The 13,975-nt window shown below is 72.9% G+C and carries 13 protein-coding genes; 10 read left to right on the forward strand and 3 right to left on the reverse strand.

The features are described from left to right. The first annotated feature begins 14 nt into the window (after positions 1-14). Positions 15-1,715 (forward strand): ThuA domain-containing protein, encoded by a 1,701-nt coding sequence (locus tag BLA60_RS45300; protein WP_075131654.1) that lies wholly within the window; start codon positions 15-17, stop codon positions 1,713-1,715. Between the two features lie 15 nt (positions 1,716-1,730). Here the strand turns inward: BLA60_RS45300 and BLA60_RS05570 are convergent, their stop codons facing one another. Continuing rightward, positions 1,731-3,131, reverse strand: a complete 1,401-nt coding sequence (locus BLA60_RS05570; protein WP_075131655.1) for an MFS transporter — start codon at positions 3,129-3,131, stop codon at positions 1,731-1,733. A gap of 85 nt (positions 3,132-3,216) precedes the next feature. Between BLA60_RS05570 and BLA60_RS05575 the strand changes: the two genes are divergently transcribed. From BLA60_RS05575 to BLA60_RS05595, 5 genes are all read left to right on the forward strand, one after another. Continuing rightward, the gene (locus BLA60_RS05575; protein WP_245811837.1) at positions 3,217-3,975 is read left to right on the forward strand and encodes an AraC family transcriptional regulator; all 759 of its coding nucleotides are present in this window, start codon (positions 3,217-3,219) and stop codon (positions 3,973-3,975) included. An 11-nt stretch (positions 3,976-3,986) separates the two neighbouring features. Then, positions 3,987-4,463 carry a ribonuclease HI gene (rnhA, locus tag BLA60_RS05580; protein ID WP_075131657.1) on the forward strand — a complete coding sequence of 159 codons (477 nt, stop codon included), beginning with the start codon at positions 3,987-3,989 and terminating at the stop codon, positions 4,461-4,463. A gap of 92 nt (positions 4,464-4,555) precedes the next feature. After that, positions 4,556-4,906: a YciI family protein gene (locus BLA60_RS05585; RefSeq protein ID WP_075131658.1), complete on the forward strand. Its 351-nt coding sequence runs from the start codon at positions 4,556-4,558 to the stop codon at positions 4,904-4,906. A 7-nt stretch (positions 4,907-4,913) separates the two neighbouring features. After that, the gene (locus BLA60_RS05590) at positions 4,914-6,194 is read left to right on the forward strand and encodes an RNA polymerase sigma factor (protein ID WP_075132069.1); all 1,281 of its coding nucleotides are present in this window, start codon (positions 4,914-4,916) and stop codon (positions 6,192-6,194) included. Between the two features lie 514 nt (positions 6,195-6,708). Continuing rightward, on the forward strand, positions 6,709-8,091 hold the full coding sequence (locus BLA60_RS05595) for a PQQ-binding-like beta-propeller repeat protein (RefSeq protein ID WP_075131659.1): 1,383 nt from the start codon (positions 6,709-6,711) through the stop codon (positions 8,089-8,091). Between the two features lie 52 nt (positions 8,092-8,143). On the opposite strand, the gene BLA60_RS05600 is transcribed toward BLA60_RS05595, so the two are convergent. Beyond that, positions 8,144-9,031, reverse strand: coding sequence for an LLM class F420-dependent oxidoreductase (locus BLA60_RS05600; RefSeq protein WP_075131660.1), 888 nt, complete (start codon positions 9,029-9,031; stop codon positions 8,144-8,146). 173 nt (positions 9,032-9,204) lie between these two features. Here BLA60_RS05600 and BLA60_RS05605 point away from each other — a divergent pair, with 173 nt between their 5' ends. The 4 genes from BLA60_RS05605 to BLA60_RS05620 are packed head-to-tail and all read left to right on the forward strand — an operon-like array spanning position 9,205 to position 13,077. Then, complete coding sequence (locus BLA60_RS05605) at positions 9,205-11,082, forward strand: ATP-binding protein (protein WP_075131661.1); 1,878 nt, start codon at positions 9,205-9,207, stop codon at positions 11,080-11,082. Between the two features lie 53 nt (positions 11,083-11,135). After that, a complete protein-coding gene (locus BLA60_RS05610; RefSeq protein ID WP_245811838.1) occupies positions 11,136-11,600 on the forward strand; it encodes a MarR family winged helix-turn-helix transcriptional regulator in 465 nt (154 codons plus the stop codon). A 42-nt stretch (positions 11,601-11,642) separates the two neighbouring features. Continuing rightward, the gene (locus tag BLA60_RS05615) at positions 11,643-12,299 is read left to right on the forward strand and encodes a hemerythrin domain-containing protein (RefSeq protein WP_154814149.1); all 657 of its coding nucleotides are present in this window, start codon (positions 11,643-11,645) and stop codon (positions 12,297-12,299) included. Between the two features lies 1 nt (position 12,300). Further along, on the forward strand, positions 12,301-13,077 hold the full coding sequence (locus tag BLA60_RS05620; RefSeq protein WP_075131664.1) for an SDR family NAD(P)-dependent oxidoreductase: 777 nt from the start codon (positions 12,301-12,303) through the stop codon (positions 13,075-13,077). 25 nt (positions 13,078-13,102) lie between these two features. Here BLA60_RS05620 and BLA60_RS05625 read toward each other — a convergent pair whose 3' ends face one another. Continuing rightward, positions 13,103-13,939: an LLM class flavin-dependent oxidoreductase gene (locus BLA60_RS05625; protein ID WP_075131665.1), complete on the reverse strand. Its 837-nt coding sequence runs from the start codon at positions 13,937-13,939 to the stop codon at positions 13,103-13,105. Between the last annotated feature and the right edge of the window lie 36 nt (positions 13,940-13,975).

Genomic DNA, 13,975 nt, shown 5'->3' on the forward strand with positions numbered 1-13,975 from the left:
CCAAGGAGTCTGCGATGTCCCGACTACGACAAGCGTTCGCGGCGGTCGCCGTGACCGCCGCGACGGTCCTGGCCCTGTCCCCGGCCACGGCGTCGGCCGACGACCCGGCCTACAAGGTGCTGGTGTTCTCCAAGACCGCCGGATTCCGGCACTCGTCCATCCCCAACGGCATCCAGGCCCTGCGCGATCTGGGTGCGGACAACAACTTCACCGTCGACGCCACCGAGGACGCGGCGGCGTTCAGCGGCACGAACCTCGCCCAGTACCGGGCGGTGGTGTTCCTGCTGACCACCGGTGACGTGCTCGACGACGGCCAGCAGGCCGCGTTCGAGTCCTACGTGCGGGCCGGCGGCGGCTACGTCGGCGTGCACTCGGCGTCGGACACCGAGTACCAGTGGCCCTTCTACGGCGGGCTCGTCGGCGGCTACTTCCACTCGCACCCGGCGATCCAGCAGGCCACCGTGCGGGTGGAGGACCGCGCGCACGCGTCGTCGGCGCACCTGGGCAACGACTGGGTGCGCACCGACGAGTGGTACAACTTCCAGACCAATCCGCGCTCGACCGCGCGGGTGCTCGCCCGGCTCGACGAGAGCACGTACTCCGGCGGGAACATGGGTGATCACCCGATCGCCTGGTGCCAGCCCTACGAGGGCGGCCGGTCCTGGTACACGGCCGGCGGGCACACCGAAGGGTCCTACACCGAACCCGCGTTCCGCACCCACCTGCTGGGCGGTGTGCGGTACGCGGCCGGCGTCACCAAGGCCGACTGTCGCGCCGAGACCGGCTACACCACGCTGTTCGGCAACTCCACCACCGGCTGGAGCCAGGCCGGCCCCGGCAGCTTCGCCCTCGCCGACGGCACCCTGACCTCCCAGGGCGGCATGGGAATGCTGTGGTACTCGGCCAAGGAGTTCGGCGCGTACTCGCTCAAGCTGGACTGGCGGATGGCCGGCGACGACAACTCCGGGGTGTTCATCGGCTTCCCGCCCAGCGACGACCCGTGGTCGGCGGTCAACAACGGCTACGAGATCCAGATCGACGCCACCGACGCCGCCGACCGCACCACCGGCGCGGTCTACGGGTTCCAGTCCGCCGACATCGCCGCCCGCGACGGCGCGCTCAACCCACCCGGCGAGTGGAACACCTACGAGCTGCTGGTCGAGGGCGAACGGCTGCAACTGTTCCTCAACGGCGTGAAGATCAACGACTTCACCAACACCGACCCGGCCCGCAGCCTCCTCCAGGGCCACATCGGTCTGCAGAACCACGGCGACGGCGACGAGGTGTCCTTCCGCAACGTCCGGATCAAGGAACTGTCCGGCGGCGGCGACGAGCGCGTCGGCCAGATCACCGGGCTGGCCGGCAAGTGCGTCGACGTCGACAACTCCGGCACCGCCGACGGCACGAAGATCCAGCTGTGGACGTGCAACGGCACCGGCGCCCAGCGCTGGACCGTGGGCACCGACGGGACACTGCGCGCGCTGGGCAAGTGCCTGGACGTGCAGAGCAGCGGCACCGCCAACGGCACCATCACCTGGCTGTGGACCTGCAACGGAACCGGTGCCCAGCACTGGGTCGAACAGGGCGACGGGACGCTGCGCAACCCGCAGTCGGGCCGCTGCCTCGACGCCGCCGGCAACAGCTCCGCCGACGGGACACAGCTGCACATCTGGGACTGCCTGGCCAGCGCCAACCAGCGCTGGGTCCTGCCCTGACGGTCCGGGGCCCGGTCACCGTTCGCGGTCGCCGGGCCCCGGGTCCCCGGCGTCCGCACGCCCGCCGGGCAGCGCGGCGACCAGGACGGCGCCGACCGCGAGGAGCGCCGCGGCGACCGTGAGCGCCAGGGAGTAACCGCCGTGACGGGTGGCCAGGGTGACCATCACCGCCACCCCGACGGCACCGCCGATCTGCTGGACCGAGGTGAACATCGCCGACCCGAGCCCGGCGTCGTCCCCGGTGGTGCCCGCGACCGCGGTGACCGCCAGGACCGGCAGGCTCAGACCACAGCCCAGGCTGGTCACCAGCATGCCCGGCAGCACCGCCGTCGCGTACTCCGACCCCGGCGCGATTCCGGACAACAGCAGCAGTCCGACCCCGCTGACCAGGAACGACACGACGAGCGACCAGCGCGCCCCCAACCTGGTCACCGCGCGCGAGGACAGCCACATGCCGGCGAGGATGCCGGCGCCGTAGGGCAGGTAGGCCACACCGGCCTGGAGCGGGTCGTAGCGCAGCCCGGTCTGGAGGTGGATCATCAGCAGGAACGCCATCGCGTAGAAGGCCGCCGAGAACAGCAGGGTCGCGCCGTTGGCGACCGCGCGGGTCCGGGCCAGCAGGAACGAGAGCGGCACCAGCGGCTCGCGCGTGCGTGACTCGACCACCACGAACCCGACCGACAGGACGACGGCCAGCAGCAGGGACACGACGACGGCCGGGTCACCCCACCCCGACTCCCCGGCCTGGAGCAGACCCAGGACCAGGCACAGCACCGCGGCGGTGCCCAGGACCGCGCCCGGCACGTCCAGGCGGGTCCGGCGGGCGGCGCGGCTCTCGGCGACCAGCCGGGGCAGCAGCACCAGGGCGACGCCGGCCACCGGCAGGTTGATCAGGAAGATCCAGCGCCAGGACGCCAGGCCGGTCAGCGCCCCGGAGATGACCAGGCCGGCGGTGGCACCCAACGCCGAGATGCCGCCCCAGACGGCCAGCGCCCGGGTGCGTTCCCGGGTGCCGGGGAACAGCAGGGTGATCAGCGACAGCGCTGCGGGGCTGGCCATGGCCGCGCCGGCGCCCTGCGCGAACCGTCCGGCCACCAGCTGCCAGGGCTGCTGGGCGAGCCCACAGGCGAGGCTCGCCACACCGAACAACGCCACCCCGGCGAGGAACACGCGGCGCCGGCCCAGCAGGTCGGCCGCGCGCCCGAACAGCAGCAACAGCCCACCGAAGGCCAGGAAGTACGCGTTGACCACCCAGGCGAGACCCGGCGCGCCGAAGCCCAGGTCGTCGCGGATGCTGGGCAGCGCGACGCTCACCACCGTGTCGTCCAGGACCAGCATGAACTGGACGAAGCACAGCACCACCAGCGCCGGGCCACGGCCGCGCACCGACGCCCGACTGGGGGAGTTGATCACCATGCGTCGACGCTAGGTCGGCCGTCAGGTTGGCCACAATCCGCGACGGGGCCAGATCATGTCGCGTTGGGGACATAGGCTGTGTGGCGTGACCGAAGTCGACCCCTGTGCCGCCCCGACCGGTGTCGGCGCCATCGTCGTCGGACACTTCCCGCTGACGTCAGGGGAGTGGATCGTGGCGCACAGCCACCCGCAGCACCAGCTGGCCTGGACCCGCAGCGGCGTCCTGGGCGTCGCCGTCGACGACTCGTACTGGGTCCTGCCGCCCACCCGCGCGCTGTGGCTGCCCGCCGGGATCGTCCACCGCACCGGCGCGACCCGCGACGCCGTGCTGTGCAGCCTCTACGTCGAACCGGACCGGTGCGCCCTGAACTGGACCCGCCCCACACCCGTCGGCGTCGACGGGCTGCTGGCCCACCTGATCACCCACCTCGCCCGCACCGACCTCGCCGACGACGCACGGCTGCGCGCCGAGGCCGTCGTACTGGACCTGCTGCGTCCCGTGCCGGACACACCCATCGACGTGCCCACCCCGGTCGACGACCGCGTCCGGGCCGTGGCCGACGCGCTGCACGCCGATCCGGCCGACCCACGCGGCCTGGACGCCCACGCCCGCGCCGTCGGCGTGAGCCGGCGCACCCTGACCCGGCTGTTCGTCCGCGACACCGGCCTGAGCTTCGACCGCTGGCGCACCCACCTGCGACTGCGGGCCGCGCTGCCCCTGCTCGCCGAGAAACACCCGGTGGCGGTCGTCGCCCGCGCCGTCGGCTACGCCACACCGAGCGCGTTCCTCGCGGCCTTCCGCCGAACGACCGGCACCTCTCCCCGGCGCTACCTCGGTGACTAGATTGTCCCCCCATGGGGGACACACCGGTCGAGATCTACACCGACGGCGCGTGCTGGCGCAATCCCGGGCCAGGCGGCTGGGGAGCGCTGCTGCGCCACGGGGTCCACGAGAAGACCCTGTGCGGCGGCCAGGCCGAGGAGACGACCAACAACCGGATGGAGCTGACGGCGCCGATCGAGGCCCTCAACCATCTGAAGCGGCCGTCGGTCGTGGCGCTGTACACCGACAGCACCTATGTGCGTAACGGCATCACCAAGTGGGTCGTCAACTGGAAACGCAACGGCTGGCTGACCACCGCGAAGCAGCCGGTCAAGAACGAGGATCTGTGGCGGGGCCTCGACGAGGCGACCGCCCGGCACACCGTCACCTGGCACTGGGTCAAGGGCCACGCCGGCCACCCCGACAACGAGCGCGCCGACCAGCTGGCCCTGGCCGGGCTGGAGGACGCGCTGCGCGCCGCCGGCCTGGACCCCGCCACCTACCGGTGACGGAAAGTCGCCGGGGGCGGGGTGTCCATCGGCGGGGGTCCCGTTCGTAGTCATGCTGTACCTGACGACGAACCCCGAGGGGACGCCCCACCATGAAGTACATGCTGCTGATCAACGCCGGTGCCGTCGACGAGAACGGCGGGGCGGCGGAGTGCACGGTCGAGGACTGGATGCTCTACGACAAGCAGGTCCGCGACGCCGGGATCCTCGTGTCCGGCGAGTCGCTGGCCGACCTGGTGACCGCCACCACGGTCCGCGTCGACCGCAACGGCGCGCCCACGGTGACCGACGGCCCGTTCGCCGAGACCCGGGAGGTGCTCGGCGGGTTCTACGTCATCGACGTGCCCGACCTGGACGTCGCCCTGGACTGGGCGGCGCGGTGCCCGGGCGCGCGCGGCAGCGGCTCGGTCGTGGTGCGCCCGGTCGCGACCTTCGGCGACTGACGTGGACGTGTCGGCCTCGGTCTCGACCTCGGCTTCGGTCTCGGCTTCGGTCGAGGCGGTGTTCCGGGAGGAGCGCGGCCGGCTGCTGGCCGCGCTCGCCCGGCGTTTCGGCGACCTGGACCTGGCCGAGGAGGTCACCTCCGAGGCGATCGAGGCGGCGCTGACACACTGGCCGGTCGACGGTGTTCCGCCCCGGCCGGGCGCGTGGCTGATGACCACCGCCCGGCGGCGCGCCGTCGACCGCCTGCGCCGCGACCGGACCTACGCCGCTCGCCTCGCCCTGCTCCAGGCCGAGGCCGACCTGGCCGCCCCGCCCCCGACGGTCGACGGCGACCTGCCCGACGAGCGGCTGCGGCTGTTCTTCACCTGCGCCCACCCCGCCCTGCCGACCGAGGACCACGCCGCGCTCACCCTGCGTTGCCTGGCGGGCCTCACCACACCGGAGGTCGCCCGCGCGTTCCTCGTCCCGACCGCGACGATGGCCAAGCGGATCGTGCGCGCCAAGACGAAGATCCGCGAGGCCCGCATCCCGTTCCGCGTCCCCGAGCCGCACGAGCTGCCCAGCCGGCTCCCCAGCGTCCTCCAGGCGATCTACTCGGTGTTCACCGAGGGCTACGCGGCCAGCTCAGGCCCCGACCTGCAACGACTCGACCTCGCCGAGGAAGCCGTCCGCCTGGCGCGGGTCCTGCGCCGGCTGCTGCCGACCCAACGCGAGGTCGCCGGCCTCCTGGCACTCCTGCTGCTGGTCCACGCCCGTCGCGACGCCCGCACCGGCCACCACGGCGACCTGGTCCTGCTCGCAGACCAGGACCGCACCCGCTGGGACCGCCCCATGATCGACGAAGGCCGTGACCTGGTGATCGAGGCGTTGCGCGGCGGCCCACCCGGCCCCTACGGCGTCCAGGCCGCGATCGCCGCCCTGCACGACGAGGCCGACGACGTGGCGGGCACCGACTGGCCGCAGGTGGTCGCGCTCTACGACGTGCTGCACGCGCTCACCCCTGGCCCGGTCGTCGCCCTCAACCGGGCGGCCGCCGTGGCCATGCGCGACGGACCGCAAGCGGGACTGGCCCTGCTCGACGCTCTCGCCGACGAACCACGCCTGCGCGGCTACCCACCGCTACCGGCCGCCCGCGCCGACCTGCTGGCCCAACTGGACCGCCTCGACGAGGCCGAGCACGCGTACACGGAGGCGCTGGAACTGGCCGGCACGGAGCCGGAACGCGCCCACCTCCGCCGCCGGCTCACCGCCGTCCGGTCAGCACCCGGCCGCCGCTCCCGGACCTGACCCACCGAGTTGTCCACAGGCACGGGCCGACACCCCCAGAACCGTCGGCCCTGCCGATTACGCTGGAAATCGGGGGGCCCCCGGGCGCCGGGAGGGTGAAAGAGAGGGTGCGGGGCGGGCTTCGGGGGCTGGGAGGCACCGGATGCCGGAGCAGACCGCGCCGGGTGGTGAGTGACCAGCTTTGCCGGGGCGGCCGGGCGGCGAGTGACCGGTCTGCGGGGCGAGGCTGCCGGGTGGGCGGCAGGGTGACAACTGGCCCTGGCGGGTCCGGCGCCGGGTGGGTCGGGAGCCGGGTGGCGACCGAGTCAGGAAGGCATGGCCGCCAGTGCCGAGAGGGCGCGCGATCCGGCGCCGAACGTCGAGGGACAGACCGGGCAGGCGCGGGGGAGACCTCTCCGGCTCCAGCGGCGGGAAACGGCTCACTGTTTCGGGTAGGGGCGAAACTGGCCCGGGGACGGCCGTCGGTGGGGGAGCGTACGAGGTGGACTGTCCCCTGGAGAGCGGAGTCGGGTCGATGCGTGTGGTGATCGTCGGGCTGGTCGCGGTGTTGGTGGTCGCCGCGGCGGCGGTGGTGGTGACGATCCAGGCCGAGCCCCAGCTGGTCAGTGGCCGGCCCTCGGCCTTTTCGGGCACCGGTGAGCAGGGCGATGACTCGGTGCACGAGCTTGAGGAGGTGGCCTCGTTCGAGGAGGGGCGTATGCCCAAGGAGTACGGGCCGCTCTCCTCGCCCGACCCGGCCCTGGTGGAGATCCACGACGGTGTCGGCTACGTCGCCTACACCACCGCGAAGTTGCTCCATGTGACCGCCATCGACCTGGATTCCGGTGAGGTCACCTGGAAACGCAGTCTGGGGGTGAGCACCGTGATCGGGTCGGTCGACATGACGGTGACCGACGCGGGGCTGCTGTTCGTGTTGAGTTTCTCGTCGTCCTACGCGCAGTTCAGCACGATGATCAGTCGGGAGGACGGGGAGGACATCTGGCACGGGTCGGAGCCCAACCTCACCGTCGGCGGTGTGGTGGCCGGCAACCTGGTGGTGTACGACCGGGAGAAGGACACCTCGAACCTGCATCCGCTGACCGCCGACGCGCCGTTGGCCGAACCGGCCTGGTCGGTGCCGGCCGACGGTGGCCGGACCAGCGAGGTCTACCAGGACACGACGGCCGACCGGGCGTTGCCCAGGGACGAGGCCGAGGTCGCGCAGGGCCTCGACGTCGGCACCAACCCCGACGAGCGGCAGTACATCGCGCACGTCGTCATGTACAGCGGGGCGCTGTCGGTGCGTGAGCTGGGGAGCGGGACGGTCGTGTCGGAGGGCAACGCCGGCGAGAAGATGGTCGACGTGGTGTTCTTCGACGACACCCTCTACGTCTACCGGCAGACACCGCGCACGTTGGCCGCCTACGCCGCCACCGACCTGACGGCTCCGAAGTGGACGGTCGAGACGCTGGCCGCGGTCGACGGCTCGCGCATCGAGATGTGCGCGGAGAACCTGCTGTGCCTGATGACCCAGACCCGAGGCGGCACCGTCCTGCACGGCATCGACACCGCCACCGGCGAACAACGCTGGAAGACCGCCGACCTCGTCGCGCCGGACCCGGTGATGGCCGGCGAGTACGTCGCGGTCAGCCACCACGGGGGCACGGCGCTGCTCGACCCGGACAGCGGCGAGCAGATCACCGGGTTCAGTGGCGCCAAGGCCGCCCTGCCCGGCGACGGCGTCGTCATCGGGTTCGACGACCCCGACATCCAGCTGCTGGCGCCGGGGGAACGCGAGCCGACCTCGCTGGGCAGCATGCCTGACGTGACGATGTCCAACGGGGGCTGCGAGTGGACCGACCAGGTCGCCCTGTGCGCCGGCCCCTCGACCTACACGCTGTGGCGCTACCGGGGTTGACGCACCGCCGAGTCCGTCGGGCTCGCCTCGGCGGTGCGGGAGGGTCGGTCCGTCAGCGGAGTTCCGCGATGACCTTGGCGAAGTCCTCCATGTCGGGTTCGAGGGCGGTGACGTAGTTGACGCCCAGCGTCTCGCGGGTGTGGCGCAGCTGGTCGGCGATCTGGGCGACCGTGCCCACCAGCATCCCGGGGATCTCCAGCAGCTCCTCCACCGACAGGCCGCCCCGGTCCACCCACTCCGCCACCGCCGCCCGACGGTCGTTGGTCACCCGGACCATCTGGAGGGGGAAGTTCAGCTCGACCTCCCTGGCCCGCTCACCCAGCAGCCCCTGGGCGTAGCGGATGCGTTCGGCGACCCTGGCCGCCGTGGCCAGCGGCGCCAGCTCGCCGTCCCTGGCCGGTTTCTCCACGCCGCTGAAGGTGATGATGTCGGCGTGCCGGGCCGCCAGGCGGAGCATGCGGTCACCTCGGCCGGCCAGCAGCAGGGGGATGGGTTTCTGCGCCGGCCTCGGCTCGTGGGCCGGGTCCGCCAGCAGGCGGCGGACCTCGGTGACCGTGCGTTCCAGGTGGTCGATGCGCTTTCCCGGTGAGGCGAACGGGAGACCCGCCTCGTCGAACTCCGCCTTCACGTAGCCCGCACCCAGGCCCAGTTCCAGGCGACCGTCGGTCAGCTGGTCGGTGCCGGCGATGTCCCTGGCCAGCAGCGCGGGGTTGTAGAAACTGGTGTTGATCACCAGCGTGCCCAGCCTCGGTCGTTCGGTCGCCTCGGCGGCCGCCACCAGGGCGGGGAACGGGGCCGGCATGCCCAGATGGTCCGGCACCACGATCACGTCGAAGCCGAGGGCCTCCGCTTTGCGGCACTTGGCCACCCATTCGTCGCGGGACGCCGGTGCCATCAGGTTCACCGCGAACCGGAAAGGGCGGTGGGGGCGTTGAGTCATAACTCCGACACTAGCCACGTCTCTTTTCCCGGAATCAGCGCGGACTCACAGAACAATGCGCCCGACGAAACGAGACACGGTCGTATCGGAATTCCCGCCCAGTAAATCGGCGTTGCTCGTTCCCGCGCACTCTCCTAAGATGAAAATTAGCTGGTTAACGATTGGGGTGCGGGGTGGACGATTCCACAATTCGGTTACGTGTACTCGGCTCTCTCGAACTCGACACCGGTGGCGAGTGGAACCGGGTCCACGGCCGGCGCAAGGGCGCGCTGCTCGCCCGGCTGGTCGCCGCCCACGGCCGCACCGTGCCCACCGCCAAACTCGTCCGCGAGGTCTGGTCGGTCGGCGTCTCGCGGCGAAGCCTGGCCGCGTTGCAGAGCACGCTGTCGCTGCTGCGGCGGATCCTCGAACCCGACCGCGCGCCCCGCGCCCGGCCCCGGGTCCTGGTCACCACCCCGTCGGGCTACGCGCTGCGGCTGCCCGACCCGTCGGTCGACGTGTGGCACTTCGAACGGCTCGTGCTCGACAGCGGCCGCCACCGGGACCGGCCCGGCCAGCTCGACCGGCTCGAACAGGCACTGGCGCTGTGGGACGGCCCGGCCTACGCCGAGTTCGCCGGCCAGGCCTGGGCCGGCGCGGAAACCGAACGCCTCGACGAGCTGTACCGCCAGGCCGTCGAGTACCACGCCGAGGCGTTGATCGCCGCCGGTGACCTCACCGGCGCGATCGTCGGGCTCACCACCCACACCGACGACCACCCGCTGCGCGAGGACGCCTGGCGCCTGCTCGCCCTCGCCCTCTACCGCGCCGGCCGCCAGGGCGACGCGCTCTCGGCGCTGCGCCGGGGACGCGGCGCGCTGCGCGACCAGCTCGGCGTCGACCCCGGACCCGCGCTGCGCCAACTGGAAACCGACATCCTCGCCCAGGACCGGCGGCTGATGACCGCCGGCCGCCACCCCGAAGCCCCGCTGGTCACCGGCCAGCAGCCCGGGGCGCCGTTCGTCGGCCGGGAACACGAACTCGGCCGGCTGCACGCGGCCGCCCAGCAGGTGGGCACGGCGACCTCCCCCGCGGTCGCCGTGCTCACCGGTGACGCCGGCATCGGCAAGACCGCCCTCGCCGCGCGGCTGGCCGGTGAGCTGGCCGACCGCGGCTGGCGCAGCGCCACCGGCCGCTGCCCCGACCCCGCCGCCGGCGCCCCCGCCGGCTGGGCGGTGACCGAACTGGTCCGCGACCTCGCCGCCCGTGTGCCGCCCGACCAGCGCACCCGCGCCCGGATGGCCCCGGTCCTCGACGAGCGCGTCGACCTGCCGTTCCCGCTGCGCCAGGCCGTCGCCGGCTACCTGCGCGGGCTGGCCACCGACGCGCCGCTGCTGCTGGTGGTCGACGACGCGCACGCCGCCGACCCGGCCACCCGCTCGCTGCTCACCGACCTGCCCGGCCTGCTCGACGGCGCCCCCGTGCTGCTGCTGGTGCTCTACCGGCCCGGTGAGCTCACCGGCGGGCTCGGCGCGCTCGCCGGCCACGTCACCGAACGCGTCACGCTGCGCGGCCTGAGCCGCCCGGCGGTCACCGGGCTCGTCGAGGCCGTGCGCGGCGCGGCCCCCGACCCGGCGCAGGCCGTCGCCGTCGCCGACCGCACCGGCGGAAACCCGCTCTACGTCAGGGAACTGGCCCGCGCGGTTGACCCGGGGACCGACCTGCCGGACGGCCTGCGTGACGTGCTGCGCCCCAGGGTCGCGGCGCTCTCGCCGACGGCCCGGCAGCTGGTGGAACGCGCGGCGGTGGCCGGTGGCGACGTGGACGTGGCGGTGCTCGGCGCGGCGCTGGGGGTCGACGAGGACACCACCGTCGCCGCCGTCGAGGAGGCGATGGCCGTGGGCATCCTGGCCGAGGCCGGCGGCACCCGCCCGAGGTTCGCTCACCAGATCGTGCGCGACGCGGTGCTCGCCGACCTGTCCTCGGTGCGGCGCGCGCGGCTGCGGGCCGTGCTGGCCCACCACTCAAGGGTGGCCGGAGACCGACTGGTGGGGGTGGCCACCATGGGATAGCTGAGCAGGTCAGCGCGTACGGCACCGGTCGGGCACGGGTTAACATGCCAGGTGTGCACCCCGGTGAAGACGTCTTCCTGGCTCGGATCAGCCTCGTGTCGCGACGGCTGAAGAGCGAAGCCCAACGGCGGCTCGGGCAGCACGGTGTGCACTCGGGCCAACAGTTCATCCTGGGCTGCCTGTGGGAACGGGACGGGATCACGCCCGGCGAGATCGCCACCAAGATCAACGTCGAGGCGCCGACCGTGACCAGGGCGGTACAGCGGATGACGACCTCCGGTCTGCTGTCGGTGGACGCCGACGAGCAGGACGGCCGTCGCGTCCGGGTCTGGCTGACCCCCAAGGGCGAACGGCTGCGCGAGGTGGTCCCCGCGATCACCAGGGGCCTGGAGGACGACGCGCTGTCCCTGCTGTCTCCCGCCGAACGGGAGACCCTCTACGACATGCTCGAACGCATCGGCAAGGCGCTCGACCACGGCGGCGACGGCGACGTCGTCCCGGAGGACGAACCGGTCTGACCCGGTCGGGCGCGCCGAGCCTGAACCGATGAGGGTGACCGCGTGCCAACGGACATGATGACCGAGCTCGACCTGCTGCCGTTCCTCCGCGCCCACGAGTGCTTCCGGCGTGACTTCGCCCGGCTGCGCGAACTGCTCAACTCGACCCGGCCGCTCGACGAGGACGAGGCCGCCGCGCTGGCCGAGCACTGGGCCGGCCTGTCGGCCGTGCTGGACCACCACCACGAGAACGAGGACCGGGCGATCTTCCCCCGGGTGGCCGAGGTGTTCCCGGCGAGCCGGGAGGCCATGCGCGCCCTCGAACACGACCACGTCCGCCTCGACGACCTGCTCGACCAGGCCGCGCTGGCGATGCCCCGGCTGCGCTCCGGGGCCGACCGGCGGCGGGCGGCGGCGCTGGCGGTGCAGCTGGAGGAGATCGTGCGCACCCACCTCGACGCCGAGGAACGCGAACTCGTGCCGCTGATCGCCGACTGTTTCTCCCGCGACGAGTGGGCCGGCATGGAGCTGCGCACGACCCGCGAGCTGGAGGAGGCCGGGCTGTTCCCGTTCCTGCTGCCGTGGATCGCCGAGGGGATGGACGCGGGGCTGGTCGAGCTGGCGCTCGACGGGTTCGGCGAGGCAGCGCGCACCGCCTACCACGGGGAGTGGCTCGGTGCCTACGAGCGGCGCCGCGCGACGTTGTGGCCGGTGGACTGAGGTGGCGGTTCTGGTCACCGGGGCGAGCTCGGGCATCGGGTACGCCTGCGCGGTGCGGCTGGCGGCCGCCGGCCGGGAGGTGCTGGTCCACGGGCGGACCCCGGAGCGTGCCGAGCGCGCGGCCGGGTCCGTGCGGGGGGAGGTCGACGGCGCGCGGGTCGTCCCGGTGCACGCGGACCTGTCGTCGCTGGCGGCGGTGCGGGCGCTGGCCCGGACGGTGGGGCGGCTCGACGGTCTGGTCAACAACGCCGGGCTGTTCGCCGGCAACGACGTCGAGCACGAGCGCCGGGTGTCGGCCGACGGGCACGAGCTGCACTGGGCGGTGAACTACCTGGCGCCGTTCGTGCTGACCGGTTTGGTCGACGCGCCGGTGGTGGTGAACGTCGTGTCCGGCATGCGCGCGTCGCTGCGCTGGGACGATCCGGGGCTGGTCGAGGGCTGGGACCGGGTGGTGGCCTACGGGCAGTCGAAGCTCGCGCTGACGATGTTCTCGGTCGAGCTGGCGGCGCGGGCGCCGCACCGGTCGGTGTTCGCGGTGAATCCGGGCTATGTGGACACCCGGTTGGTGCGGGAGAGTTTCGGCGGCGCGGTGAACTCGGCCGACTCGGGGGCGCGGTGGGTGGCCGCGCCGCTGCTGCCCGGGTTCACCGGGACCTCGGGCGGCTTCCTCGACGCCGGGGAATGGTCGGCGCCGCCGCCGCTGGCCGCCGATCCTGGCGCGCGGGCGCGCCTGTGGGAGCTGACCGGGACCCAGCTCGACTCGACCGTCCCCGGCTGAGCCACTCAGCCGGGGACGGCCCCGGTCAGGACAGGGCCTTGGCGAGCAGGGTGACCTGGTCGGGGTTGGCCGAGCACGGGTGCAGGACCAGCTCGTCGCAGCCGGCGGCGGTGAACGCGTCGACCGCGTCGCGGACCGCCTCGGGGGTGGTGAGGGCGTTGGCGGCGGTGAACCTGGCGAACTCGCCGAGGAAGTCGTAGTAGTCGAGCAGGTGCTCGCGCGCGTCGTCGGCGCCCTGGGCGCCCAGGGCGAAGTAGGCGATGGCGGTCATCCGGGGCGAACCGGGCCGGGCGTGGGCGGCCCAGGACTCGTGGACCTTGGGGGCCAGCGCGCTGAACATGTCGGCCCGGCCGCCGGTGGCGATCCAGCCGTCGGCGAGTTCCCCGACGCGGTGGATGGCCGGATCGGCGCGGGCGCCCAGCAGGATCGGGATCGAGGGCTGGGCGGGACCGATCTCCGGCGAGGACCAGGCGGCCCGCATTTCCTTGACCAGAGCGGGAAAACGCTGTCCCCGGTCGTGGTAGGACGCGCCGGTCGCCTCGAAGTCGTCGGCCCGGCCACCGACCCCCAGGCCCAGCGTGAGCCGGCCGCCGGACAGGTGGTCGACGGTCGCCGCCTGCTTGGCGAGCAGGGTGGCGCTGGGGCGGTAGGGGGCCACCAGCACGGTCGTGGCCAGTCCGATCCGGACGGTCACCGACGCGGCGGCGGCCAGCACCGTCAGCGGGTCGCCGTTGCCGTAGACGAGCCGGTCCAGGACGGCCAGCGAGGAGAAGCCCTCGGCCTCCGCGCGCCGGGACCACTCGACGACCTCGGCGCCGGTGAAACCAGGAATGGTCGAGGGCAGGCCAATACCGATGTCCATGACATCACTCCTTGAGTCGGGTAATCAACTCATCCG

This window comes from Actinophytocola xinjiangensis, assembly GCF_001921215.1.
GTDB lineage: Bacteria > Actinomycetota > Actinomycetes > Mycobacteriales > Pseudonocardiaceae > Actinophytocola > Actinophytocola xinjiangensis.

Excerpts from the sequence above, each read along its gene's own strand:
- rnhA (WP_075131657.1), top strand. The coding sequence starts at position 3,987 with ATGGGGGACACACCGGTCGAGATCTACACCGACGGCGCGTGCTGGCGC.
- BLA60_RS45300 (WP_075131654.1), top strand. The coding sequence starts at position 15 with ATGTCCCGACTACGACAAGCGTTCGCGGCGGTCGCCGTGACCGCCGCG.
- BLA60_RS05600 (WP_075131660.1), bottom strand. The coding sequence starts at position 9,031 with ATGACTCAACGCCCCCACCGCCCTTTCCGGTTCGCGGTGAACCTGATG.
- BLA60_RS05570 (WP_075131655.1), bottom strand. The coding sequence starts at position 3,131 with ATGGTGATCAACTCCCCCAGTCGGGCGTCGGTGCGCGGCCGTGGCCCG.
- BLA60_RS05595 (WP_075131659.1), top strand. The coding sequence starts at position 6,709 with ATGCGTGTGGTGATCGTCGGGCTGGTCGCGGTGTTGGTGGTCGCCGCG.
- BLA60_RS05585 (WP_075131658.1), top strand. The coding sequence starts at position 4,556 with ATGAAGTACATGCTGCTGATCAACGCCGGTGCCGTCGACGAGAACGGC.
- BLA60_RS05625 (WP_075131665.1), bottom strand. The coding sequence starts at position 13,939 with ATGGACATCGGTATTGGCCTGCCCTCGACCATTCCTGGTTTCACCGGC.